Raw genomic sequence first — 23,082 nt, 5'->3', positions numbered from 1 at the left:
TGGGTCTCCGGGGGGCCGGCGGGTTCGCGTGTCCGGCACCGCGGCGCGTGTCCGGCACCACGGCGCGTGTCCGGCACCACGGCGCGTGTCCGGCACCACGGCGGCCCCGCGCCCGCGCGCGCCCCCGCGGCCCGCCAGGCGGCTACCGCGGCTCCCGGAGCCCCAGCGCCTCCCGGATCTCGCGCGCCTTCGCCTGCACCTTGCTGGCGTTGCGCGGGCCCAGGCGCACGAGGTGCTTCTCCACGGCGCCCAGGTGCTCGAGCGCCGGATCCGCGTAGGCCCATCCGGCCCCGGGCTCCGCGTGCGGGACCACTTCGACCGGCCCCCCAGGGTGCGGCGCCGACTCGAGCCGGTGGAGCGCCCGCGCGGTGACGCGGTCGAGCACGGCGTCCGGGTAGCCGAGCAGCCGGTACGCGGTCTCGACGGCGGGCCGCAGCGCGCGGTAGGCGGCGGCCATCGCCTTCGCGTCGATGGACGCCACCGCGTCGCCGAATCGGTCGTAGCGCGCGTACGACGCGGAGGCGATCACGCGCCGGCCGCCCTGCTCCGTCACCGAGAACGGTTGCTCCGGCACCAGGAACGGGAGCTGCTTCCGCGGCGAGACGCCCTCGGCCAGGTTGTCGGTGAGCACCGCCCAGAGCCGGACGAGGTCGCCGCCGGCGCCGAGCCAGCGGCGGTACTCCGGATCCGCCGACGCTGCCTCGAGGAGCGTCTTCACCTGCGCCGGGTCGGCCTGGACCGCGGCCGAAGGCGGCGCGGTCGACGGCGTCGCCGCGGGGGCGGATTGCTCCGGCACCGCGGGAGGGGTCGCTGGCGCCGCGGGGCGGCGCTGGACCCAGAAGTAGGCGATGGCGCCGGCGACGGCCAGCGCGAGCACGATGGCCGCGAGGTCGCCGCCGCGGAGAGGGCGGCGCTCGCGCTGGGTGGGCTCGGGCATGTGAACTGGATCGCTCCGTTTGGCCGGGGGCGCCAGCCCCGCGTCGAGGCGGGCACCTCGATGTCAGACCATCCTGATATTGCGTTCAGGTCGAAACATGGAGGTGCAACGATGCGCGAACGGATGAAGACCCCCGGCCCCTGCGGCCCCATCACCGGCAACCGCCGCCTGGGCGACCCGGTGCACGAGGTGCGGGCCGCCCTGGACCGCTCGCTCGATCCCGCGTGCCGCCGCCGCGCCGAGCGGCGCGTCCGCATGATCGCGGCGCTGCTCGACGGTGGGGCGCCGACGCTGGACGTGTGACGGCGCGCTTGACGCCGCGGCGTGCCGGCCGTTCTCTCTCGCCCATGCCGCCCCGCGCGCCGCGCCGCCGTCCCGCTCGCCCCGCCCCACCGCCCGCGGCCGCGTCCGCCCGCCGCGCGTCGCCGGACGCGCCCGGGCGCTTCGACGCCGCCTATTACCGGCGGCACTACCGGGGGAAGGACCGCGTCCACTCGGCGGCGGAGATCGCGCGGCTGGCGAGCGGGGTGTGCGGGCTCGCTGGCTGGCTGGGGGTGGACGTCCGCTCGGTGCTCGACGTCGGCGCGGGGACCGGGCTGTGGCGGGCGTGGCTGCGCAGGCATCGGCCCGCCGTCGCCTACCGCTCCGTGGACGTGTCGCCCTACGCCTGCGCGCGCTACGGGCACGAGCAGCGCGACATCTCGCGGTGGCGGGCGCGCGAGCGCTTCGACCTCGTCGTGTGCCACGGGGTCCTGCACTACCTCGACGACCGCGCCGCGGCGCGGGCCATCGACAACCTGGGCGCGATGTGCCGCGGGCTCCTCTACCTCGAGGTGATCACCCGCGGCGACCTCGAGACGGTGGTGGACCTCGAGCGCACTGACACCGCGATGCACCGGCGCACCGGCGCCTGGTACCGGCGGCGGCTGGCGCGGCACTTCGTGCAGGTGGGCGCGGGCCTGTGGGCGGCGCGCCGGGCCGGCCTGCCGTTCTACGAGCTCGAGGCCGCGCGCGGCTGATTGCGGCGCGGCCGGCCGCGCGCGGAGGTGCGCGCACACGCGCGGGTGAACGCGGGCCGGCGCGCGGTTAGATCCCCCACATCATGACCTCCTCGATCCCGCAGCGGCGCCGCCTCGGCGCCACCGACCTGTCCGTCTTTCCCGTCTGCCTGGGCGGCAACGTGTTCGGCTGGACCGCAGACCGCGCCGCCAGCTTCGCCGTCCTCGACGCCTACCGCGAGGCGGGCGGCAACTTCGTGGACACCGCCGACGTGTACAGCGCCTGGGTGCCGGGCCACCGCGGCGGCGAGTCGGAGGAGGTCCTCGGCGCGTGGCTGCGCGAGCGGCGCTGCCGCGACGAGGTGGTGATCGCCACCAAGGTCGGCATGGGCGGCCCGGACTCGGCGGCCGGGCTCTCCGCGGAGAAGATCCTGCACGCGTGCGACGGCTCGTTGCGGCGGCTCGGGGTCGAGCGGATCGACCTGTACTACGCGCACCGCGACGACGCGGCCACGCCGCTCGAGGAGACGCTCGGGGCGTTCGACCGGCTGGTGCGGGCGGGCAAGGTGCGCCACCTCGGCGCCTCCAACTACGCGGCGCCGCGCCTCGCGGCCGCGCTCGACCTCTCGGCGCGCGCCGGCCTGGCGCGGTTCGCGGTGCTGCAGCCCGAGTACAACCTGGTCTCGCGCGGCGGCTACGAGGGCGCGCTCGCCGACCTGTGCGCGGCGCGCGGGCTGGGCGTGTGCACCTACTACGCGCTCGCCTCAGGCTTCCTCACCGGCAAGTACGGCCCGGGCCTGCCCCCGCCCACCGCCCGCGCCGGCAAGGTGAACGCGCTCCTCGCCGACCCGGGCGCCAAGGCGGTGCTGGCCGCTGCGCGCGAGGTGGCCCGGGCGCACGGCGCGACCGTGGCGCAGGTCGCGCTCGCGTGGCAGCTGCGGAGCCCGCGCGTCACCGCGCCCATCGCCAGCGCGACGAGCGCGGCGCAGGTGCGGGACATGGCCGGCGCCGTCGAGGTCGCGCTCACGCCGGACGACGTGGCGCGGCTCGAGGGCGCTGGCGGACGCTGAGCGGCGGGCTCAGGCGTGCATGGGCGCGGCGCTCGCCGCCGGCGCCGCCGCGCCCGCGAGCGACTTCCGGTAGCGGTTCAGGTCGCGGACGGTCTCGAAGCTCTCGCCGAGGAGCGCCGACAGGCTGCGCAGCATGGTCCGCACCACCCGCCGCTCGCAGCCCTCGTCGAAGCGGATCTGGCCGTCGAGCCAGCGGTCGAGCCAGCCCGGGTCGGGCAGCCGGCTCTGCACCGTGTCGCGCGGGAAGAGCCGCTGGTTGACGTGCAGGTTGGTCGGGTGGAGCGGCTTGCCGCTGCGGCCGCTGCTCGCCATGAGGACGCCGAGCTTCGCGAACGCCGCGCGCGCAGCGTCGCCGTGCCGCTCGATCGCCTGCCGCATGTACCGGAGGTAGGCGCCACCGTGGCGCCCCTCGTCCTGCGAGATGAGGCCGTACACCTGCTTCAGCACCGGCTCGGTGTGCCACTCGGCGGCGCGGCGGTACCACTGGGTGAGCCGGATCTCGCCACAGAAGTGCAGCGCGAGCGTCTCCAGCGCGGGCGCCGGGTCGAACTCGAACCGGACGGCGTGCAGCTCGTCCTCGGTGGGAACGAGGTCGGGGCGGAAGCGGCGCAGGTACTCCATGAGCACGAGCGCGTGCTTCTGCTCCTCGTAGAACCAGATCGACATGAACGCCGAGAAGTCGCTGTCGTGCCGGTTGTCGCGCAGGAACATCTCGGTCGCGGGCAGCGCCGACCACTCGGTGATGGCGTTCATCTTGACCGTGAGCGCCTGCTCGTCGGAGAGCGCGGTCGGATCGAAGCTCGACCAGGGGACGTCGTCCTCGAGGCTCCAGCGGGCGCGCTCCAGGGACCTGAACAGCTCGGGATACAGCACGTGGGCACCTCGTCGTCGGAAGGCCCACTTGCCTATGCGGGACGTGTGATGGGTGTGTCACGGCGGAGGCCCGCGAATGGGGCCTCCCATCCGGCGCAGCCGGTCTGCAGCCCCCGTCCGCAACTCCGGCACCCCGGCACGCCGGCCCGTGACGACTCCGGCACCCCGGCCCGCCGGACCCGCGTGACTCCGGCACCCCGGCCTCCCCGGCCTTGACTCCGGCACCCGGGGCTCGCGCCGGCGCGGCCCCGCGTGAGGACTCCGGCACCCCGGCCCCGTGACTCCGGCACCCCGGCCCCCGGCCCGCCGGACCCGCGTGACTCCGGCACCCCGGCCCCCCCGGCCTCGGCACCCCGGCCCCGTGACTCCGGCACACCGGCCTGACTCCGGCACCCGGGGCTCCGGCCTTGACTCCGGCACCCGGGGATCCCGGCCCCGTGACTCCGGCACCCCGGCCCCGCCGGCCGCCGGCGCGTGACGACTCCGGCGCGCCGGCGCACGGGGCTCCCGGCACCCGGGGCTCCCGCCGGCGTGACTCCGGCACGCCGGCGCAGGCTCGCCAGGCTCCCGGGACGTTGAGCCGCCCAGCCGGGGCCCGGCCGCCCTACAGCAACCCGCGCAGGAACGCCCGTGACTCCGGCACGCCGGCGAGGCGCAGCGGGGCGCGGCTCGGCGACGGCCCGACGTGGACCGCGATGGCGCCGTCCGGCAGGGCCGCGAACATGTCCTCGTCGGTCCGGTCATCCCCGAGGGCGGCGAGCAGGCTTCCCTCGGGCGAGGCGGCGGCGGCGCGGGCGACCACCTTGCCCTTGTCCACGCCCTGCGGACGTACCTCGACCACCAGGGCGCCGGGCAGGATCTCCACCGGCGCGTTCGACAGCACCGTGGAGAGGTGGAGCATGAGGTCGTGCGCCTGCGCCGCCCCGAAGTCGGGGTCGGCGGTGCGGTAGTGCCAGGCGAACCCGGCCGACTTCTCCTCCACGAGCGACCCCGGCGTGCGCGCGGCGAACTCCTCCAGGATGGCGCGGGCCGGCTCGCGCCAGGCGGTGGACACCGGGGCGGCGAGCTGCCAGCCGTTGCCGGGCAGCTTCGACCAGAAGCCGTGCTCCGCGTGGAGGCCGATGCCGAGGTCCCCGAACCAGCGGTCCACCGTGTCGCGCTGGCGCCCGGTGACGAGGTGCACGGCGAGGCGCGGGTGGCGGGCGAGGTCGCGCAGCAGGTCGCGCAGCTCGCGGTCCGGCCGCGCCAGCTCGGGGGTGGGCGCGAACGGCACCAGCGTGCCGTCGTAGTCGAGCAGCAGCGTCGCGTGCGGCGCCGCGCGGAGCCGGGAGAGCGCGTCCTGGACGGCCGCGCGCGGCGACACCTCCAGCCCCTGCGGCCGCACCGGCGCGGGGGCCTCGCGCAGCCGCTCGAGGAACGTCCGCGCCCACCAGTGGACGTCGTAGCGCGTGACGCGCCGCCGCAGCCCGGTCATGCGCGTGCGCCGCTCGTCCTCCGGCATCTCCAGCGCGCGCTGGATCGCCGCCGCGGTGCCCGCCTCGTCGTACGGGTTCACCTGCACCGCCTCGGCCAGCTCGGCCGCCGCGCCGGTGAACTCGGACAGCACCAGCACGCCGTCGCCGTCGTCGCGCACGGCCACGAACTCCTTCGCGACCAGGTTCATCCCGTCGCGGATGGGCGTGACCAGCATGACGTCGGCGGCGCGGTACAGCGCCACCACCTGCGCGCGGTCGAGCCCGCGCGAGAGGTAGTGGATGGGCGACCAGGTCGGCGTGGCGAACGCGCCGTGGATGCGGCCCACCAGCCCGTCGACCTGGTCCCGGAACTCCTGGTATGCGCCCACCTCGGTGCGCGACGGGACCGCCACCTGCACCAGCCGCACCTTGCCGCGCAGCTCCGGGTGCTCGCGGAGCAGCCGCTCGTAGGCGAGCAGGCGGCGGGGGATGCCCTTCGTGTAGTCGAGCCGGTCGATCCCCACGATGAGCCGGCTCCCGTCCCGGCGGAGCGCGCGGACCTCCTCGTCCATGTCGGCGCCGTGCGCGGTGCCGGCGAAGTCGGCCGCGTCCACGCCCATCGGGAACACGCCGATGCGGACCTCGCGCCCGCGCCAGCGGATGCGGTCCACGTCGGTCCAGGCGCCCAGGACGCGCAGGACCGACGAGGAGAAGTGGCGCATGTACGACGCTGTGTGAAACCCGATCAGATCCGCGCCGAGCATGCCCTCGAGCAGCGCCTCGCGCTGCGGGAGCACGCGGAACAGGTCGGACGACGGGAAGGGGATGTGCAGGAAGAAGCCGATGCGCGCCTCGGGGAGCCGCTCGCGCAGGAGCGCCGGCAGCCGGAGCAGCTGGTAGTCGTGGATCCAGATCACGTCGCCCGGCCGCGCGGTGGCTGCGACCGCGTCGGCGAAGCGCCCGTTGACCCGCTCGTACTCGGCGGCGCCGCCCATCTCCAGCGGCACCTCGCCGGGGAACGAGTGGAACACCGGCCAGAGCAGCGCGTTCGAGTAGTCCTGGTAGTAGCGCTGCACCTCCTCGGAGGTGAGGTGCACCGGCGCGAGCCGCAGGTCCGAGAGCCGCGCCTCCACGCGCGCCTGCTGCTCGGGATCCAGCCCGGCCAGGTCGCCCGGCCAGCCGACCCAGGGCCCGCCGCCTTGCTCGTGCGGCCGCCGCAGGCCCGTGGCGAGGCCTCCCACGCTGGGCACCACGCGAACGGCCTCGCCCGCGCGCTCCACGGTGACGGGCAGCCGGTTCGATACGATCACCACGCGCGACATCGCACCTTTCCTTCGCAGGAGCCGGAGATCCGCGCCCGGCGCGCCCGGGGCGCGGCAACCGGTCGCGGTGACGTCGATCCTACCAGCCCGGTCCGTTGGTGTCCCAAATGAACCTCGTGAGGGGCGCAGGCGGACCGGGGGTGCTTTGACCGGCCGCCCTCCGGGCGCTACGGTGGTCGTCCCCCGCAGAGAGGAGGCCGGTCATGTGGGAAGCGGTCGCGATCACCCTCCGCGAGTCGTTCCAGCGGCTCGCCGTCAACGCCGCCCGGCTGGTGCCCGGCCTGCTCGCCACGCTCGTGTTCGCGCTGCTGTCGCTCGCGCTCGCGTGGGCCTGCGCACGGCTGGTCCGCCGGATCCTGAAGGCGGTCCAGCTCGACCGGCTCCTGCGCCGGTGGGCGCCGGCCGAGGATCGCTCGCGCCTGCCCTCGCTCGTCACCGCGGCCACCCGCTTCACGTTCTGGCTCACGTTCGCGGTGGGCCTCGCGCTCAGCCTGACCTCGGTCGAGTCGCGCTGGACCAGCGCGCTCGCGGAGCGGGTGCTCACGTACACGCCGAGCGTCATCGTGGCGGGCGTGCTGTTCGCCGCGGCGGTGGCGCTCTCGCGGTGGGTAGAGGCGAGCGTGCTGGTGAGCGCGGTGAACATGCAGATCCGCTCCGCCCGGCTGCTCGCCACCGGCGCGCGCTGGCTGGTGACGGTGCTGGGCGGCGCCATGGCGCTGCAGCACCTCGGGGTGGGTGGCGCGCTCGTCACCATCTCGTTCTCGATCCTGTTCGGCGGCATCGTCCTGGCGCTGGCGCTGGCGGTGGGGCTCGGCTCGCGCGAGGTGGTGACGCGCTCCTGGGAGCGGCGCCTGCGCGATCGCGACGAGGCGCACCCCCACGACGAGGAGCCGCCCCGCATCGCGCACCTGTAGCCGCGCGGTCGATCTCACCCGCGTCACGTTCCTCCGGGGCGGCCCCACCGGGACGTCGTCTCCTCGTTGCATGTTAGTGAGCACTCACTTACATCAGCGGGGTGCAGAGCTCCTCCGCCAGCCGCAGCGCGCGCAAGCCCGGGACCGATCGTCGCCGCGAGATCGCGGACGCCGCGCTGCGCGTGATCGCCGCCCAGGGCGCCGCCCACTTCACCGCGCTCGCCATCGCGCGGGAGGTCGGCGTCTCCGACGCGGCGCTGTTCCGCCACTTCCCCACCAAGGACGCCATCGCGGCGGCCGCCATCGACCGGATGGAGGAGCTGCTGTTCGAGGGCTTCCCACCCGAGGCGGCGGAGCCCCTGGCGCGGCTGGGCGCGTTCTTCCGGCAGCGCGTGGCGGTCATCCGGGCCAACCCGGCCATCGCCCGCGTGTTCGCCTCGGACGACGTCGGCCTGGTGGGCGACGGGGCCGGGGCCGCGCGCCTCGAGGCGTTCCGCCGCCGGTCCACCGCGTTCGTGCGCGGCTGCCTCGAGGAGGCGCGCCGCGCGGGCGGCCTCTCGCCGGCGGCCGGGATCGACGAGGCGCAGGTGCTGGTGCTCGGCGCGCTGCTCGCGCTCGCCCACTCCCCCGGCGCCGCCAGCCGCCCCCCCGAGCTCGTCGAGCGCGTCTGGCGCACGCTCGAGACCTTCCTGCGCCGGCCCGACGGCCGCGCAGCCGCCGCGGAGCGCCGTCCTCCGCGGGCCCCCCGGTCACGACGGACAGACGAAAGGTGAAGCACATGACCCCGAAGAAGCTCGTTCCCCTCCTCTCCCTCGCGCTCGCCGCGCTGCTCGCCCCCGCCGCCGCCCGCGCGCATTGCGACACGCTCGACGGCCCGGTGGTGGTGGCCGCGAAGGCGGCCCTCGAGTCCGGCAAGCTGTCCCCGGTGCTGGCCTGGGTGCAGCCCGCGGACGAGGCCGAGATCAAGGCGGCCTTCGCGAAGACCCGCGCCGCGCGCAAGGCCGGCGGCGAGGCCCGCGACGTCGCCGACACCTGGTTCCTCGAGACCCTGGTCCGCGTGCACCGCGCCGGCGAGGGCGCGCCGTACACCGGGCTCAAGCCCGCCGGCGCCGACCTCGACCCCGCCGTGGTCGCGATGGACCGCGCCATCGCGAAGGGCGATCCGGCCGAGGTGGAGCGGCTGCTCCAGGCGGCGGTGCACCAGGGCCTGGAGAAGCACTGGACCCGGCTCGCCGCCGAGAAGGCGCCCGCCGACGACGTGGCCGCAGGCCGCCGCTGGGTGGCCGCCTACGTGCCGCTCGTGCACTGGGCCGAGGGCGTGAACGCCGCCGCCACCCAGGGTGGTGCCCACGCCGGGCACGCCGACGCCGGCGCCGCGGATCCGCACGCCGCGCACGCGAAGCCCGGCGCCCAGGCGCCCGCGGCCGACCCGCACGCCGCCCACGGCCGCGCGCCCGCCAGGGCCCCCGTGAAGCCGGCTGCGGACACGCACCACGCTCACTAGAGGTCCTGCATGCCCACCCCGGCCGCCGAGGTCGTCACCCGCTACGCCGCCGGCGCGGCGACCCATCCCAACGGCAAGCCGCTCGCCCCGGACGCGGCGGCCGCCTGGGCCGCCCTCGGCCGTCCCGACGCCGGCCGGCTGGGGGCGGCGCGGGTGCGCGACTCGGCGCGCCGGGAGTGGCTCCTGGAGGCGCACCGCGAGCTCGAGCGCGGGCGCTTCGTGGTGCTCCGCCCGGCGCACGGCGATCTCGAGCCGTTCCGCGCCTCGGCGGACGGGTACCGGCCGGAGGCGTACCTGCCCATCTCGGAGCAGGACTGGCTGCTGCTGGCGCTGCTCACGGCCGGGCACGACGGCGACGCCGGCCGGGACGATCCCGAGCTGGCCGGCGCCGCGTTCCCGCTGGTGGACCGCATCGTCCGCGAGGCCCAGCACCGACAGCTCATGGGCGAGGCGTCCGACGAGGACGACGAGGAGTCACCGTGAGCGCGCGCGAGGCCGGCCGGATCGAGCGGTTCCTCTCCGACGACCACCTGCGGCTGGACGGCCTGCTCACCCGCGCCGCGGCCGACCCGGCGGCGATCGACCGTCCGCCCTACGACGCGTTCCGCGCCGGCCTGCTGCGCCACATCGCGCTGGAGGAGAAGGTGCTGCTCCCGGCCGCGCGCGAGGCGCAGGGCGGCGAGCCGCTCCCGCTCGCGCGCCGCCTGCGCATCGAGCACGGCGCCATCGCGTCGCTGCTCGTCCCCACCCCGACGCACGCGCTCATCGGCGAGATCCGCAAGATCCTCGCGCCGCACAACCTGCTGGAGGAGGCGCCGGACGGCCTCTACGCCACCTGCGACCGCCTGCTCGCGGCCCGCGCGCAGGAGATCGTGGCGCGCATGGCCGCGTATCCGCCGGTGAAGGTGGCCGCGTACAACGACGGGCCGCGGGTGCTGCGCACCGCCGAGGCGGCGCTGGAGCAGTCCGCGAAGCAGGCCGAGGCGCGGCCCGGCCCGCGGTAGTCAGCGCGCGGCCCGGGCGCCGGGCGCTGCCTCGCAGGCGTGCACCTCGACCGTGAGGTGCACCAGGTCCGGGAACGCGTGCAGCCGCTCCTTGTACTCGGCGGGCGCGCGCGGCGCGGTCGCGACCACCGACACGATCGCGGCGAGGTGGCGCGGGCCCACCCGCCACAGGTGCAGGTCCGCCACCCGGTCCTCGCCCTGCTCGAGCGCGGCGCGGATGGCGGCGCGGCGTCCCTCCGCGACCTCGGCGTCGAGCAGGACCGCGCCGGTGTCGCGCAGCAGGCCCACCGACCAGCGCGCGATCACCAGCGCGCCGACGATCCCCATCACCGGGTCCATCCAGGTCCAGCCGAGCACCCGGCCCGCGAGCAGCGCCACGATCGCGAGCACCGAGGTGAGCGCGTCGGCGAGCACGTGCAGGTAGGCCGCGCGCAGGTTGTGGTCCCGGTGCTCGTCCATGCCGAGCTCGGCCTCCAGGTCCAGCTCGGGGTCGTGGACCGCGTGAGCGTGCGCGTCGTGGTCGTGGTCGTGGTGCGCGTGACCGTGCGCGCCGTGGTCGTGCACGGGGTGGTCGTCGTGGTCCTCGTGATCGCCGTGGCCGTGCGCGTGCCCGTGGTCCTCGTCGCGCAGCAGGAACGCGCTGAACAGGTTCACGAGCAGCCCGAGCACCGCGACGCCGATGGCCTGGTCGAAGCGGATCGCGACCGGCGAGGCGAGGCGGACGGCGCTCTCCCCGAGCACGAGCAGCGCCACCACCGCCAGGCCGACCGCGCTCGCGAACCCGCCCAGCGCGCCCACCTTGCCGGTGCCGAAGCTGTAGCGCGGGTCGGCGGCGTGCCGCCGCGCGTAGGCGTAGGCGAACGCCGCCACGCCGAGCGCCGCCGCGTGCGTGCCCATGTGCCAGCCGTCGGCGAGCAGCGCCATCGAGCCGTACACCATCCCGGCGGCGATCTCGCCCACCATCATCGCGAGCGTGAGCGCCACCACCCAGCGCGTGCGCCGCTCGCCGCTCGCTTCCACCGCCGTGCCGAACGCGTGGCCGTGCTTCCAGGGTCCGAGGTCCTCGAGGTGCATGGGGGCGGCAGTATAGCGCCCGCGGCGCCGGATCCGGGTCGAACGGGCGAGCCCGCAGGACCGCCGCCGGGGCCGCGGGGACGGCGTAGCCTGGAACCAGCTCGGGGACCGCGCGCCGAACTGCGGCGGTCCGCCGTGAGGGCCGATTGCGAGGAGGCGTCCCTCCTCCTGTCCGGGCGCTGGTTCGAGGCCCGTACACGGCACGCGCGGCACGGGAAGTCCCCCGAGCCAAGAAGGGCCGCCACGTTGCACGGCGGCCCTTCGATCGTCCCGGGCCTCTCGATCCACGCTTGGCGCGACCGCGCGCCTGCTCGCCCGCCCTCACCACCACCCGAGCGGCCTGGCGACCCGGGCGCGTCGCGGTGCGATCCTGTCGGCGAGGCTCCCGTGACCGCCGCGGTCCCGCCCCGTTTCCGCCCCGCGCCCCCCGGCGCGCTCGAGCTGCGCGCCTGGCACGAGGCCGGGCACGCGGTGGTGGCGCTCCTCGAGGGATTCGAGCTCCGCCACGTCACCATCACCCGCCGCGGGGACGTGGGCGGCTCCTGCGAGTACCGCTACCGCGCCCGGCCCGCGCGCTCGCGCCGCGCCGTCGATCGCGCGGTGCGCGCCGCGGTGGCGGTGGCGCTCGCCGGCAGCGTGGCGCAGGACGCGGCCGCGCTGGGCCGCGGCCTCGTGGCGGTGGACGCCCGCACCGGCCGCCGCCTCGCACCTTTCGCCCCCGGCTCGGAGGACGATGCGCGCATCGCGCTCCGCTTCACCGCGCGCCTGCACCGGGGCGCCGCCGCGCAGCGCGCCTACCTGCGTCGCATGCGCCGCCGCGTGGAGCGGCTCCTCGGCGACCCGGTGGTGCGCACCGCGGTGGCCGGGCTCGCGCGCGCGCTGCTGCGGGACCGGACCCTGAGCGGCCCGCGCGCCACCGCGGAGGTGGGGCGCGCGGTGCGGCGGGGCAGGCGTGCGGTCCCCTCAGGCGCGGAGACCGGAGGCCGCCACCAGCGCGGCGGCGCCAGCGAGCAGCGCGGTCCAGGCCAGCGCCGCGGCGCCGGCGAGGCGCCGCTGGAGCGCCGGGAGCGGGCCGGCGAGCGAGGGGACGCGGCGGAACGGCTGGAGCACGCCCACCGCGACGCCGGCCACGCAGCCGACCAGGACGGCCGCGTGGAGCGGGTAGCCCACCCAGCCCTGCTCCGGCTGCAGCAGGCAGAACGGGCAGCGGTGTCCCGGCGCCTCGTACACGTACGGTGACAACCAGGCGATCACCCCCGCGGCCGCGGCCGGCCCCGCCAGCCCCGAGAGCGCGGCCACCGCCGAGGCGCCGCGCCCGGTCCGGCGCAGGGCGAGCGCCGCCAGCGCCGCCGCGCCGGGGAGCGCGACCAGGAGCGCGCCGGCGGCGCGGGGCGGCAGCCAGGCCAGCCCCGCCCACCCGCCGCGCCCCTCCCGCCCGAACAGGCTGCCGCAGCACGAGGTGATGATCTCGGGCCGGAGCGCGAGGAAGTGCGCCGCCTGCAGCGCCGCCCCGGCCACGACCGGGATCGCCACGGCCGGGAGCAGCGCGTGCTTCACGCGCACCAGCGGCTGATCGGGCGCGAGCCCGTCGGCGCGATCGAGCGCGAGCCATGCCCCCGCGAGCACGGTGGCCGCGACCTGGACCGCGAGCGCCGGCCAGCCGTACCGGCTCGCCGAGAGCGTGCCGGCCGCGCACATGGCGCCGGTGAACATGGGCGCGAGCGCGTCGGAGGCGTGGACGAAGAGCGCCAGCGAGGCGAGCTGCACCGCGAGCGCGGTCCGCACCAGCACGCCCACCAGCAGCGCCCGGCGCTCCAGGCGGAGCTGGGCGCGGCTCCCGCTCGCCGGATCCCAGCGCCGGACCACCGGCGCCGCCCAGCGCAGCGCGACCAGCAGGAAGCCGCTCGACGCCGCCGCCCCCGCCTGCAGCGCCAGCACCGGCGGGCTCAGGATCACGGCTCGGCCCCGGGGGTCACGATCCGGCCGTCGCGCATGCGCACCACGCGGTCCACGCAGTCCGCGGCGTACACGATGGGATCGTGGCTCGCGACGACCACGGTCCTCCCCTCCGCCTTCAGCCCCCGCACGATCTCCATGAGCGCGCGGGCCCGGGCGCTGTCGAGGTGCGCGGTCGGCTCGTCGGCGACGATCACCTTCGGATCGTCCGCCAGCGCGCGCGCCAGCGCGACGCGCTGCGCCTCGCCGCCGGAGAGCCGGCCGGCGCGGACCCCGGCGCGCGCCTCCACCCCGAGCCGCGCCAGCGCCGCCCGCGCCCGGGCCTCCACCGCGCGGCGCGGCTCGCCCGAGGGCAAGGCGGGCAGCATCACGTTCTCGAGCGCGGTGAGCGCGGGCAGGAGGTGGTTCTGCTGGAACACGAAGCCGAACGTCCGCCGGCGCAGCGCCGCCAGGAAGTGCTCGGGCAGGCTGGTGAGCTCGCGGCCGTCGAGGAAGATGCGCCCCTCGGTGGGCCGTGCCATCGCGCCGAGCAGCGTGAGCAGCGTGGTCTTGCCGGAGCCGCTCGGCCCCACCAGCACGGTCACCGCGCCGCCGGCCACCTCCAGCGTGACGCGGTCCACCGCGGCGAGCGCGCCGGGCCGGCCCTCGTCGAACACCTTGGTGACCTCGCGGAGCTGGATCACGCGTCCCCCCGCATGAGCGCGTCGGGGTCCACCGTGGCGGCCCGCCAGCAGGGGACCACCGTCGCCGCCACGTAGGGGATCACCGTGAGGAAGAACAGCGTCCCGAGCGCCAGCGGCTCGACCGGCGGCGCGGGGCGCAGGTCCGGGTAGAGCGCCGCCCAGCCCTCCAGGATCGGGCGGAGCAGCGCCGCGCCGCCCAGGACCACGTGCGCGTACGCGGCGAGCGCGCCCACCGCGAAGGCGGAGAGCGACACCGCGGCGCCCTCCCACGCCTTCGCCGCGAGCACGTCGCGGGGGTCCCAGCCGAGCGCCTTCAGGAGGCCGAGCTCGTGGCGCTCCTCGGCGGAGAGCCCGCTGGCCCGGTCCCAGGCCAGGATCGCGAACGCCAGCACCGCGCCGGCGAGCACCGCGGCGGCGAGCCCGCTGCGCCAGTCGAGCACGGCGTCGTAGGTGCGGATCATCTCGGCGCGCGTCACCACCCGCGCGTCGGGGAACATGCGGACGATCTTCTCGGCCAGCCTCGTCACCTCGTCCGGGTTCGGGACCGCCACCGCCACGTCGGTGAACCGCCCCGGCTCGGCGCCGAACAGCGCGCGGTAGTCGCCCTCCGAGACGAGCAGGAGATCGGACGCGACCAGCTCCACCGCGGGCGACGCGATCGCCGCGACCCCGAGGTCGAGCGCCTCGCCGTCATAGGTGCGCAGCGGGAGGCGATCCCCCTCCTTCAGGCCGAGCACCCGCGCCACGCCCGGCCCGGCCACCGCGCCGCCCGGGGTGGCCCAGCCGCCGTCCGGCACCATCACGGTGAGGTTCGCGCCGCTCACCGGCTCGAAGTAGTAGCCCCACAGCCGGCCGCGCGCGGCCGACACGCCGCGCAGCGCGCCGAGCGTCTCCACCCAGCCGGCCGGCACCTGCTCGTGCCGCCCCGCCGCCATGCGCTGCACCACCAGGTCCGGCGCCCCCCGGAGCGCCTCCCGCACCTGCTCGCGCAGGCCGCCGGTGAAGAGCAGCACCGAGGCGAGCGCGAACACCAGCAGCGCGTGCACCGCGACGAGCGCGAGGGTCTTCCCGCGCCGGCGGCCGAGCGCGCCCAGCGCGAAGTCGAGGAGCGAGCGCTGCCGCTCCAGCGCGGCGCGCAGCCTCACCGCGCCCCCGCGGTGAGCGAGCCCGAAGGGAAGTGCTCGAGCGCGCGCGGGTGGTCCTGGAACGGCGCGAAGCGGTCGGCCTGGGAGAGGTGGCGGGTGTAGCGCGCGTCGTTGAACAGGCACGGATCGGTCAGCCCGAGCCGCGCCACCAGGCGCGCCCGCTCCTCCGCCGCCGGCCGGGCCACGGCCCGCCGCGCGCGCGCGTCGGCGAGCGCGGCCGCCCCGAGCACGGCGGCCACGGCGAGCGCCGCCAGGAACCGGTCGGAGCGCCGCAGGCTCACCGCAGCGCCTCCAGCACCGCGGGCGTGGCGTCGTCGAAGCGGAGGATCCGCTCGCCGCGGTGCTCGTTCAGGAACGCCTTGGCGTCGCCCTCGCGCGCGAACGCGACCAGCTCAGCGCCCATCGGCCCGCGCACGTCGCCGCCGATCACGTAGAACGCCGCCCGGCCGTCGATGGGCCGGGTCGAGTAGTAGTCGGTCACGGAGATGGCGGCGACGTCGCCCTGCGCGCGGCCCGGCGCGTGGCGCGGCAGGTCGTGCCAGTAGGTGAGCAGGTCCTTCACGCCGTCGAAGAACGCCACCTCGCCGTCGCGGTAGCGGATCGAGGCGACCCACTGCGGGAACTTCGCGACCAGCATGCCGCAGACGGCGCAGCGGTCCTTCGGGCCCGGGGATGTCGCGGCGGCGGCGCCAGGGGCGCCGGCGGCGCCTGGCTGGACCGGCGCGGCGAGGGTGGTGAGCGCGGCGAGCAGGAGGAGGGATCGCAGGGGGGACATCGCAGGGCTCCGTCGGTGGTCCGACGATGGTAGGCCCCGGCTCCCGGGCGAGGTGCGTGGCACGTCGCCGCGCGCGGCGGCTACAGCCCCGCGAGTGACAGCGCCAGCCGCACCCCGCCGCCGAGCGCCATCACCAGCACCGGGTTCACCCGGAACCGCACCAGCGTGAGCAGCGACGCCGCCGCGATCGCGAGCTCGACGCGGCCCTCCAGCGAGCGCCCCAGCGCCAGCGCCGCCGCCGCCATGAGCCCCACCACCGCGGGCGTGAGCCCGCGGAGCGCCGCCCGCACCGGCCGTCGCGACCGCACGCGCGCGAGCCAGGCGCCGACCGCGAGCACCAGCGCGAGGGGGCCGGCGAACACCGCCGCGGTGGCGACCGCGGCGCCGGCGATCCCGTGGACGAGGTACCCGATGAACGTCGCCATCAGCAGCACCGGGCCGGGCGTGAGCTTGCCGATCGCGACCGCGTCGGCGAACTGCCGCGGGCCGATCCAGTGCTCGGCGAGCACCGAGGCCTGCAGGTGCGGGATGATGGCGAAGCCGCCGCCGTAGGCGCCCAACCCGGCGCGCAGGAACAGGAGCGCCATGGCGCCCAGCGCGCCGAGCGCGGGGACGGAGAGGAGCGCGAGCGCCGGCAGCCGCGGCGGCGCGTCGGCGGGAGTGGCCGGCGGGTCGTCGTCGCGCTCGGGCGCGGGCAGCGGCATCCCCTCGTCGGGCAGCGCCACCGGCGGCGGCGGGCGCCGGGCCCGCCGCTGGAAGCGCGCGAGCCGCATCCGCTTCACGCCGAGGTCGAGCACCAGCCCCGCGCCGATCCCGAGCGCCGCCATCTCGCCGGCCGAGGCGGCCGCGCCGAGCGAGAACAGGAGCGTCGCCGCGGCCACGCCCATCTGCCAGGGGCGCTGCACCGCGGCGCGGAGCATCTGCAGCGTGATCGACGCCACGATGCCGACCACCGCCGCGTTCAGCCCGGCCAGGAGCGGCGCCGCGGTGGGCGTCACGCCGAGCCGCACGTAGAGCGCCGCGAGCGCGGTGACCCCGATCGCGCCGGGCGCGATGAACGCGGCGTACGCCGCCACCGCGCCGGCGGGCCCGTGGAAGCGCAGGCCGGTGTACGCGAGCGCGTTCGCGGCCGCGCCGCCGGGCAGCATCTGCGAGACGGTGGCGGTGACGGTGAACTCCCGGTCGGTGAGCCACCGGCGGCGCTCGACCAGCAGGTCGTGCATCGTCCCGAGCACCGAGAGGCCGCCGCCGAAGCCGGTCAGGCCGAGCCAGGCGGAGGCGCGCGCGAGGGCGGGCAGCGTCGGGCGCGGGCGCCGGGACAGGGTCGCCGGCGCCGCGCCCGGCGGAGGGGTCGCGTGCGCACCCACGCCCGGCCCAACCCGGCCGCCGCCGCCCGGATTCCCGCCGCCCCGCACGGCCCCGCCGCCGCCGGGCGGCGCGAACCCCTGCGGCGGCCCGCGGCTCTCACGCGCCATGAAGGTCCCCTGGTGGTTCCCGTTCGGCAGCGTAGCCGAGGTCTCGGCGGTCGAGCTGAACGATCGGCTGCGCGGGCGCCCGGCGCCCCAGCTCGTGGACGTCCGCACCGCGGCCGAGTTCGCGCAGGGGCGCATCCGCGGCGCGGTGAACGTGCCGATCGGGGAGCTGCGCTCGCGCCTCGACGCGCTGAAGCTCGACCCGGCCCGGCCCGTGGTGGCGATCTGCCTGTCCGGGCACCGCAGCGTGCCGGCGGTGCGCCTGCTGGAGCGCGGCGGCTTCGAGGCCGCGCAGCTCGCGGGCGGGATGCTCGCCTGGCGCGGCGCGCGCCTGCCCGAGGTGAAGGGCTAGCCCTGTTCACCAAGGGTGATGGCTCAGTACGCCATCCCCAGCTCCTCGGCGCCGAAGGGCACGTCCTCCACCACCGTCGCGGCCTCGAGCGCCGCGCGGCCCATGCGCTCGCCGAGCTCCGCGCAGAGCCGCTCGCGCGCCTCGGCGTAGGTCGCCCCCAGCGCGATCGCCTCGGGCATGCCGCACAGCGCGGCCCAGCTCCCGTCGGCCAGCGTCACGTACTCGATCACCAGGTGCACCCGCTCCGCCTGCAGCCGCCGCCGCAGCCGCTCGGACCTCGTCTGCGCTCGTGCACCCATGCCCTGCCTCCTTGCCCCCCGACCCAGTACGGAACGTCGCCGCCGGACGCGCGTGACGTCCACACGGGCCCCGGCTCCGTCCGGTGCACACGTCCGGTGCGGAATCTCGGCCCCGATCCGCACGGCGCGTGCGGAAGGCGCCGCCCGCCCACCTCGTCCGACACGGTCTTTGGCGTGAGCGGCCCCGGACCCGCCGCCGCCGGACGCGGACGGCGCATGTCCGACCGGCGCGTATCCTCCTGGCGTTCGTGGCCATCCGCATCCTCCACACCGCCGACTGGCACCTCGGCCACGCGCTGCACGGCGTGGACCGCGGCCCCGAGCACGAGCGCTTCGTGGCGTGGCTGCTCGACACCGTCGAAGCCGAGGCGGTGGACGCGGTCATCGTGGCGGGTGACGTGTTCGACGCCTCCAACCCGCCCGCGGGCGCGCAGGCGCTCTGGTATCGCTTCCTGGCCGAGGCCTGGCGGCGCCTGCCGCGGCTGCAGCTCGTGGTGGTGGGCGGGAACCACGACTCCGCCTCGCGGCTCGACGCGGTGGACCCGCTGCTGCGCGAGATGGGCCGGCTGCACGTGGTGGGCGGCGTGCCGCGCGCCGCCGCCGGCGCGCCGGATCTGGAGCGGCTGCTCGTGCCGCTGGAGGACGCGGCGGGCCGGCGGGCGGCCTGGGTGGCGGCGGTGCCGTACCTGCGCGCCGCCGATCTGGGCGCGGGCGCGGGCGCGGCCGACGACGACGCCGCCGAGGCCACGCGCCGCTTCTACGCCGCCGCGCTGGAGCGGGCGCGAGCGAGGCGCGCGCCGGGCGAGGCGCTCCTCGCCACCGGCCACCTCTATGCGGTGGGCGGGAAGATCTCGGAGCTCTCCGAGCGGCGGCTCGCGGTGGGCAACCAGGCCGCGGTGCCCGCCGACGCGTTCCCGGCCGACCTCGCCTACGTCGCGCTCGGCCACCTGCACCTCGCGCAGGCGGTGGGCGGCCGCGAGACGGTGCGCTACTCGGGCTCGGTGCTGCCGCTCTCGTTCGCCGAGCGCGGCTACCGCCACGGCGTGGTGGTGGCCGACCTGGACGGTGAGGCGGTGCGCGCGCAGCGGGTGCTGCGCGTCCCGCGGTTCGTGGAGCTCGTCTCGGTGCCGGACGCCGAGGCGCCGGCGCCGCTCCCCGAGGTGCTCGCCGCGCTCGAGGCGCTGCCGGCGCGCGGCGACGGGCCGGACGCGCTGCGGCCGCTCCTCGAGGTGAAGGTGCGGCTGGAGCGGCCCGAGCCGGCGCTGCGCGCGCTGCTCGACCAGGCGCTCGCGGGCAAGGAGGCGCGCCTCGTGCGCATCGCCACCACGCTCGCCGGCACCGGCCGCGCGCTGGGCGACGGCGAGCGGCGCGCGCTCGGCGACCTCGTGCCGGAGGAGGTCTTCCGGCGGAAGTACGACGCCGACTACGGCGGGCCGCCGCCCGACGCGCTCCTGGAGGCGTTCCGCGCGCTGCTCCAGGAGGTCGAGTCGGAGGAGGGGGCGCGGTGAGGATCCTGGCCATCCGCGGCGAGAACCTCGCCAGCCTCTACGGCAAGTTCGAGCTGCGGCTCGACCGCGCGCCCATCGCCGGCGCGGGCATCTTCTCCATCGCCGGTCCCACCGGCTCGGGCAAGTCCACCCTGCTCGACGCCCTCTGCCTGGCGCTCTACGGCAAGACCCCGCGCCTGCGCGACCGCGCCGCCGGCAAGCGCGTCATGGTGGGCTGGTCGGAGGAGGGCGAGACCCTCGACATGAACGACGTCCGCGCCCTCGTGTCGCGCGGCACCGCCGGCGCCACCGCAGAGGTCGAGTACCAGGGCATGGACGGGCGCCGGTACCTGGCGCGCTGGCGCGTGCGCCGCGCGCGCGACCGGGTGGAGGGCGCGTTCCAGGCGCAGGCCATGACGGTCGAGGACCTCGACACCGGCGAGGTGCTGGCCGAGAAGGTCACGCAGGCGGTGGCCTTCAACGAGCGCGCCATCGGGTTCACCTTCGACGAGCTGAAGCGGGCGGTGGTCCTGCCGCAGTTCGAGTTCACCAACTTCCTGCGCGCCGACGCCGACGTGCGCGCCGCCATCCTCGAGCGCGTCACCGGCACCGCCGTGTACGGGCGGCTCTCGCAGGCGGCGCACCAGCGCCTCGGGCGCGAGCTCGAGGTCCGCGAGCGGCTCGAAGGCGAGCTGGGCGGCGTGAAGGTGCTGGACGCCGAGGCCCGCGCCGCGCTCCAGGCGCGGCAGGCGGAGCTGGCGCGGGCGCTCGAGGAGGCGAAGGCGGCGGCGCGTGCCGCGGAGGCCGAGGTCCGCTGGCACCAGCGGGACGCGGAGCTGCGCGACGGGCTGGAGCGCTCGGAGGCGGAGCTCGCCCGCGCGGCGCGCGCGGTGGAGGAGGGGGCCGCGCTCCGCGCCGAGCTGGCCGAGGTCGAGGCGGCCGAGCCGCACCGGGCGGCGCTCGCCGAGGCGGTCCGGGCCGAGCAGGCGCGGACCGGCGTGGAGGCGCGGGCGGCGGAGGCGCAGGTCGCGCTCGGGCGGGCGGAGGTGGGCGCCGCCGCCGCGGCGCGCGGCGAGGCGGACGCGCGCGCTGCGCTCGAGGCGGCGGACGCCGCGGAGGCGCGGGCGCGGCCGGAGCTGGCCGAGGCGCGCCGGCGGGACGAGTCGCTCGCGGCCGCGCGCCGCGCGGAGGCCGACGCGGGGGCGGCGCTCGCGACCGCGCGCGCGGAGCAGGCGCAGGCGGCGGCCGAGGCGGACGCGGCGGCGCGCGCCCGCGAGGCGGCGGCGACGGCGCGCGACGCGGCCGAGGCGTGGCTCGCGGCGCACGCGGCCGAGGCGCCGCTCGCGGCGGAGTGGAACCGGTGGGCGGCGCGGCTCGCGGAGCACGCGGCGGAGTGCGCCGGCGCCGCGCAGGCCGAGGCCGGGCTGCGCGCCGCGCGCGAGGCCGACGCGGAGGCGGCGCGCGCGCTCGCCGCGGAGGCCCGCGGCGCGGAGGCGGCGGCCCGGCGCCTCGAAGCGGCCCGCGCGGCGCTCGCGGACGCCGCCCGGACGGCCGCCGGCGCCGACGCGGCGGCGCTCACCACCGAGGTGGCCCGGCTCGGCGACCTGCGCGCGCTCCTCGGCGAGGCGTGGAAGGCGGCCCAGGCCGCGGCCGTGGCGACGGCCCGCCGCGAGCAGGCGCGGACGGAGGCGGCCGCTGGCGGCGCGGAGCAGGTGGCGACGCAGCGCACGCACGCGGCGGCCGAGGCGGCGGTGCGGGCGGCCGAGGCGGGGGCCGCGCAGGCCCGCGCGGCGCTGCGGCGGGTGGAGCTGACGCTCGGCCTCGCCGACCGGCGCGCCGACCTCGTGGACGGCGAGCCCTGCCCGCTCTGCGGCGCCGCCGAGCACCCGTACGCGCACGGCGCGCCGCTCCCGGCGCTGCTCGAGGCGCAGCGCGCGGCCGCGGCCGAGGCGGAGGAGGCGGTGCGCGGGGCCACCCGCGAGCGCGAGGCGGTCGCGGCGCGCGCCTCGGAGCTCGCGGCGCGGGTCGAGGCGGCGCGGCGGGCCGAGGCGCAGGCCGAGGTCGATCGCGCGCACCACGCGGCCGAGTACGACGCGCTCCGCGCCCGGCTGGCGGCGCCGGCGGCCGGCGGCGTCGAGCTGCCGGGGCGCGCCGAGGAGGCCGCCGCCGCCGTCGAGGCCCGCGGGCGCGACGCGAAGGCCGCGCTCGAGGCCGCGAAGGCCGCGCTGGAGGCGGCGCGCGGCGCCGCCGAGGCGGAGCGCGCCGCGCGCGCGGAGGTGGACGCGGCCCGCGAGGCGCACGAGGCGGCGCGGGCGCGGCAGCGCGCGCTCGAGAAGGCCCGGGACGACGCCGCCGCCGCGGTGACGGCGCACGAGGCCGCGGCCGCGCGACACGCGGCCGCGCTCGGGCGGATCGAGGCCGAGCTCGCCCCCGCGCTCGGGTTCCTGCCGGACTGGCCGGAGGCGGCGCGGCGAGGACCCGAGGCGTTCCGGGCCGGCTGCGCCGCGCGCGCCGAGGCGCACGCCGCGCAGGTCCGGGCGCGCGACGCGGCCGCGGCGGACGTCGCCGCGCGCGCCGCCGGCGCGGAGAAGGCCGCGGCGCTCGCCGGCGAGCGGGGCGCCCGCGCCGCGCGCGCCGAGGAGACCGCCGCGGAGGCGCGCGCCGCGCGCGAGCGGGCCGAGGCCGAGCGGCGCGCCGTGCTCGCCGGGAAGCCGGCGGACGAGGTGGAGGGCGCGCTGCGCGAGGCGCTCGAGCGCGCCCGGGCCGCGCACGAGCGGGCTCGCGCCTCGCGCGCGGACGCGGACCGTGCGCACGCCGCCGCCGCGGAGGCCGCCCGGGCCGGCGCGACCGCGCGCGACGCCGCCGACGCCGACGCGGCCCGCGCCGGCGCGACGCTCGCCGCCGCGCTCACGGCGCTCGGCGTCGATCGGCCCGCGCTGGAGGTCCGACTCGCCCGCGGCCATGCGTGGGCCGCGCAGGCGCGCGCCGATCTCGAGGCCTGCGCCGGGGCCGCGCAGGCCGCCGCCGCGGTGCGCGACGAGCGCCGCCGGCAGGTCGAGGCGCACGGCGGCAGCCGCCCCGGCTGCGACGCCGCGGGCGCCCGCGCCCGCCACGCCGGCGCCGAGCGCGAGGCGACGCGCCTCGGCGAGGAGCACTCGCAGGTGACGCTCGACCTGCGGCGCGACGAGGACGCCCGCGCCCGGCACGAAGAGGTGTCCGGCGCGCTCGAGGCCGCGCGCGCCGCGACGGACCGGTGGGAGCGGCTCGCCAAGGTGATCGGCTCCGCCGACGGCAGCCGCTTCCGGCGCTACGCCCAGGGGCTCGCGCTCGACGGCCTGCTCGCGGCCGCCAACGTCCACCTGCGCGACCTCGCCCGCCGCTACGAGCTGATGCGCGTCCCCGGCGCCGACCTCGAGATCCAGGTCGTGGACCACGACCTCGGCGACGAGGTGCGCACCGTGAACGGCCTCTCGGGCGGCGAGCTGTTCCTGGTCTCGCTCGCGCTCGCGCTCGCGCTCGGCCTCGCCTCGCTCTCCACCCGCGCCGCGCACGCGCGGACGCTGTTCATCGACGAGGGCTTCGGGACGCTCGACCGCGACACGCTCGAGCACGCCATGGCCGCGCTCGAGGGGCTGCGCCAGACCGGCCGCACCGTGGGCGTCATCTCCCACGTCCCCGAGCTGCACGAGCGCATCGGCGTGCAGGTCACCGTCGAGCGCGTCTCCGCCGGCCGCAGCCGTCTGGTGGTGCCGGAGGGGTGAGC

General features: G+C 77.8%; 22 protein-coding genes. 11 read left to right on the top strand and 11 right to left on the bottom strand.

Translation table 11 applies throughout. The features are described 5' to 3' along the window. Nucleotides 1-142: 142 nt before the first annotated feature. A complete protein-coding gene (locus A2CP1_RS02400) occupies nucleotides 143-937 on the bottom strand; it encodes a DUF3014 domain-containing protein (RefSeq protein ID WP_012631890.1) in 795 nt (264 codons plus the stop codon). 111 nt (nucleotides 938-1,048) lie between these two features. Between A2CP1_RS02400 and A2CP1_RS02395 the strand changes: the two genes are divergently transcribed. The 3 genes from A2CP1_RS02395 to A2CP1_RS02385 all read left to right on the top strand — a co-directional run bounded on the left by A2CP1_RS02395 (nucleotide 1,049) and on the right by A2CP1_RS02385 (nucleotide 3,005). Continuing rightward, nucleotides 1,049-1,240 (top strand): hypothetical protein, encoded by a 192-nt coding sequence (locus A2CP1_RS02395; RefSeq protein ID WP_012524560.1) that lies wholly within the window; start codon nucleotides 1,049-1,051, stop codon nucleotides 1,238-1,240. Between the two features lie 44 nt (nucleotides 1,241-1,284). After that, entirely contained in the window at nucleotides 1,285-1,956 is a 672-nt protein-coding gene (locus A2CP1_RS02390) for a class I SAM-dependent methyltransferase (protein ID WP_012631889.1), read from the top strand. Between the two features lie 83 nt (nucleotides 1,957-2,039). Further along, nucleotides 2,040-3,005, top strand: a complete 966-nt coding sequence (locus A2CP1_RS02385) for an aldo/keto reductase (RefSeq protein ID WP_012631888.1) — start codon at nucleotides 2,040-2,042, stop codon at nucleotides 3,003-3,005. A 9-nt stretch (nucleotides 3,006-3,014) separates the two neighbouring features. On the opposite strand, the gene A2CP1_RS02380 is transcribed toward A2CP1_RS02385, so the two are convergent. Together A2CP1_RS02380 and A2CP1_RS02375 are read right to left on the bottom strand one after the other, a co-directional pair. After that, a complete protein-coding gene (locus A2CP1_RS02380) occupies nucleotides 3,015-3,878 on the bottom strand; it encodes a ferritin family protein (RefSeq protein ID WP_012631887.1) in 864 nt (287 codons plus the stop codon). Between the two features lie 604 nt (nucleotides 3,879-4,482). After that, nucleotides 4,483-6,654 (bottom strand): bifunctional alpha,alpha-trehalose-phosphate synthase (UDP-forming)/trehalose-phosphatase, encoded by a 2,172-nt coding sequence (locus tag A2CP1_RS02375; protein ID WP_012631886.1) that lies wholly within the window; start codon nucleotides 6,652-6,654, stop codon nucleotides 4,483-4,485. Nucleotides 6,655-6,857: 203 nt separating this feature from the next. Here A2CP1_RS02375 and A2CP1_RS02370 point away from each other — a divergent pair, with 203 nt between their 5' ends. The 5 genes from A2CP1_RS02370 to A2CP1_RS02350 all read left to right on the top strand — a co-directional run bounded on the left by A2CP1_RS02370 (nucleotide 6,858) and on the right by A2CP1_RS02350 (nucleotide 10,076). Continuing rightward, nucleotides 6,858-7,568 carry a hypothetical protein gene (locus A2CP1_RS02370; protein ID WP_012631885.1) on the top strand — a complete coding sequence of 237 codons (711 nt, stop codon included), beginning with the start codon at nucleotides 6,858-6,860 and terminating at the stop codon, nucleotides 7,566-7,568. A 101-nt stretch (nucleotides 7,569-7,669) separates the two neighbouring features. Further along, nucleotides 7,670-8,341: a TetR/AcrR family transcriptional regulator gene (locus tag A2CP1_RS02365; RefSeq protein ID WP_012631884.1), complete on the top strand. Its 672-nt coding sequence runs from the start codon at nucleotides 7,670-7,672 to the stop codon at nucleotides 8,339-8,341. Between the two features lie 5 nt (nucleotides 8,342-8,346). Beyond that, nucleotides 8,347-9,072: a DUF6448 family protein gene (locus tag A2CP1_RS02360; protein WP_012631883.1), complete on the top strand. Its 726-nt coding sequence runs from the start codon at nucleotides 8,347-8,349 to the stop codon at nucleotides 9,070-9,072. A 9-nt stretch (nucleotides 9,073-9,081) separates the two neighbouring features. After that, on the top strand, nucleotides 9,082-9,555 hold the full coding sequence (locus tag A2CP1_RS02355; protein ID WP_012631882.1) for a hypothetical protein: 474 nt from the start codon (nucleotides 9,082-9,084) through the stop codon (nucleotides 9,553-9,555). After that, complete coding sequence (locus tag A2CP1_RS02350) at nucleotides 9,552-10,076, top strand: hemerythrin domain-containing protein (RefSeq protein WP_012631881.1); 525 nt, start codon at nucleotides 9,552-9,554, stop codon at nucleotides 10,074-10,076. Before A2CP1_RS02355 ends, A2CP1_RS02350 begins: the two co-directional genes overlap by 4 nt. Here the strand turns inward: A2CP1_RS02350 and dmeF are convergent, their stop codons facing one another. From dmeF to A2CP1_RS02310, 7 genes are all read right to left on the bottom strand, one after another. After that, nucleotides 10,077-11,150, bottom strand: coding sequence for a CDF family Co(II)/Ni(II) efflux transporter DmeF (dmeF, locus tag A2CP1_RS02345; protein ID WP_012631880.1), 1,074 nt, complete (start codon nucleotides 11,148-11,150; stop codon nucleotides 10,077-10,079). A 963-nt stretch (nucleotides 11,151-12,113) separates the two neighbouring features. Then, complete coding sequence (locus tag A2CP1_RS02335) at nucleotides 12,114-13,106, bottom strand: hypothetical protein (RefSeq protein WP_012631879.1); 993 nt, start codon at nucleotides 13,104-13,106, stop codon at nucleotides 12,114-12,116. Beyond that, nucleotides 13,103-13,789, bottom strand: coding sequence for an ABC transporter ATP-binding protein (locus A2CP1_RS02330; RefSeq protein WP_012631878.1), 687 nt, complete (start codon nucleotides 13,787-13,789; stop codon nucleotides 13,103-13,105). Before A2CP1_RS02330 ends, A2CP1_RS02335 begins: the two co-directional genes overlap by 4 nt. Next, complete coding sequence (locus tag A2CP1_RS02325) at nucleotides 13,786-14,934, bottom strand: ABC transporter permease (RefSeq protein ID WP_012631877.1); 1,149 nt, start codon at nucleotides 14,932-14,934, stop codon at nucleotides 13,786-13,788. Before A2CP1_RS02325 ends, A2CP1_RS02330 begins: the two co-directional genes overlap by 4 nt. Then, complete coding sequence (locus A2CP1_RS02320) at nucleotides 14,931-15,215, bottom strand: hypothetical protein (protein WP_012631876.1); 285 nt, start codon at nucleotides 15,213-15,215, stop codon at nucleotides 14,931-14,933. Before A2CP1_RS02320 ends, A2CP1_RS02325 begins: the two co-directional genes overlap by 4 nt. Then, nucleotides 15,212-15,709 (bottom strand): nitrous oxide reductase accessory protein NosL, encoded by a 498-nt coding sequence (locus A2CP1_RS02315; protein ID WP_012631875.1) that lies wholly within the window; start codon nucleotides 15,707-15,709, stop codon nucleotides 15,212-15,214. Before A2CP1_RS02315 ends, A2CP1_RS02320 begins: the two co-directional genes overlap by 4 nt. A gap of 80 nt (nucleotides 15,710-15,789) precedes the next feature. Further along, entirely contained in the window at nucleotides 15,790-17,076 is a 1,287-nt protein-coding gene (locus A2CP1_RS02310) for a chromate transporter (RefSeq protein WP_150106311.1), read from the bottom strand. Nucleotides 17,077-17,182: 106 nt separating this feature from the next. On the opposite strand from A2CP1_RS02310, the gene A2CP1_RS02305 reads away from it, so the two are divergent. Beyond that, nucleotides 17,183-17,533 carry a rhodanese-like domain-containing protein gene (locus A2CP1_RS02305; protein ID WP_012524543.1) on the top strand — a complete coding sequence of 117 codons (351 nt, stop codon included), beginning with the start codon at nucleotides 17,183-17,185 and terminating at the stop codon, nucleotides 17,531-17,533. Nucleotides 17,534-17,556: 23 nt separating this feature from the next. On the opposite strand, the gene A2CP1_RS02300 is transcribed toward A2CP1_RS02305, so the two are convergent. Then, nucleotides 17,557-17,832 (bottom strand): hypothetical protein, encoded by a 276-nt coding sequence (locus A2CP1_RS02300; protein WP_012631873.1) that lies wholly within the window; start codon nucleotides 17,830-17,832, stop codon nucleotides 17,557-17,559. Between the two features lie 248 nt (nucleotides 17,833-18,080). On the opposite strand from A2CP1_RS02300, the gene A2CP1_RS02295 reads away from it, so the two are divergent. Further along, nucleotides 18,081-19,340 (top strand): exonuclease SbcCD subunit D C-terminal domain-containing protein, encoded by a 1,260-nt coding sequence (locus tag A2CP1_RS02295; protein ID WP_012631872.1) that lies wholly within the window; start codon nucleotides 18,081-18,083, stop codon nucleotides 19,338-19,340. After that, the gene (locus A2CP1_RS02290; RefSeq protein ID WP_012631871.1) at nucleotides 19,337-23,080 is read left to right on the top strand and encodes an AAA family ATPase; all 3,744 of its coding nucleotides are present in this window, start codon (nucleotides 19,337-19,339) and stop codon (nucleotides 23,078-23,080) included. The genes A2CP1_RS02295 and A2CP1_RS02290 overlap by 4 nt, the downstream gene beginning before the upstream one ends. The last annotated feature ends 2 nt before the right edge of the window (nucleotides 23,081-23,082 follow it).

It is taken from the genome of Anaeromyxobacter dehalogenans 2CP-1 (assembly GCF_000022145.1).
Classification (GTDB): Bacteria; Myxococcota; Myxococcia; order Myxococcales; family Anaeromyxobacteraceae; genus Anaeromyxobacter; species Anaeromyxobacter dehalogenans.
The sequence above is the reverse complement of the archived record's forward strand: the minus strand, read 5'-3'. Positions and strand labels throughout refer to the sequence as shown.

Bases quoted from the DNA above. Each gene is read 5' to 3' on its own strand.
- A2CP1_RS02400 (WP_012631890.1), bottom strand. From the start codon at position 937: ATGCCCGAGCCCACCCAGCGCGAGCGCCGCCCTCTCCGCGGCGGCGAC.
- A2CP1_RS02395 (WP_012524560.1), top strand. From the start codon at position 1,049: ATGCGCGAACGGATGAAGACCCCCGGCCCCTGCGGCCCCATCACCGGC.
- A2CP1_RS02390 (WP_012631889.1), top strand. From the start codon at position 1,285: ATGCCGCCCCGCGCGCCGCGCCGCCGTCCCGCTCGCCCCGCCCCACCG.
- A2CP1_RS02385 (WP_012631888.1), top strand. From the start codon at position 2,040: ATGACCTCCTCGATCCCGCAGCGGCGCCGCCTCGGCGCCACCGACCTG.
- A2CP1_RS02375 (WP_012631886.1), bottom strand. From the start codon at position 6,654: ATGTCGCGCGTGGTGATCGTATCGAACCGGCTGCCCGTCACCGTGGAG.
- A2CP1_RS02370 (WP_012631885.1), top strand. From the start codon at position 6,858: ATGTGGGAAGCGGTCGCGATCACCCTCCGCGAGTCGTTCCAGCGGCTC.
- A2CP1_RS02360 (WP_012631883.1), top strand. From the start codon at position 8,347: ATGACCCCGAAGAAGCTCGTTCCCCTCCTCTCCCTCGCGCTCGCCGCG.
- A2CP1_RS02355 (WP_012631882.1), top strand. From the start codon at position 9,082: ATGCCCACCCCGGCCGCCGAGGTCGTCACCCGCTACGCCGCCGGCGCG.
- dmeF (WP_012631880.1), bottom strand. From the start codon at position 11,150: ATGCACCTCGAGGACCTCGGACCCTGGAAGCACGGCCACGCGTTCGGC.
- A2CP1_RS02315 (WP_012631875.1), bottom strand. From the start codon at position 15,709: ATGTCCCCCCTGCGATCCCTCCTCCTGCTCGCCGCGCTCACCACCCTC.
- A2CP1_RS02305 (WP_012524543.1), top strand. From the start codon at position 17,183: ATGAAGGTCCCCTGGTGGTTCCCGTTCGGCAGCGTAGCCGAGGTCTCG.
- A2CP1_RS02300 (WP_012631873.1), bottom strand. From the start codon at position 17,832: ATGGGTGCACGAGCGCAGACGAGGTCCGAGCGGCTGCGGCGGCGGCTG.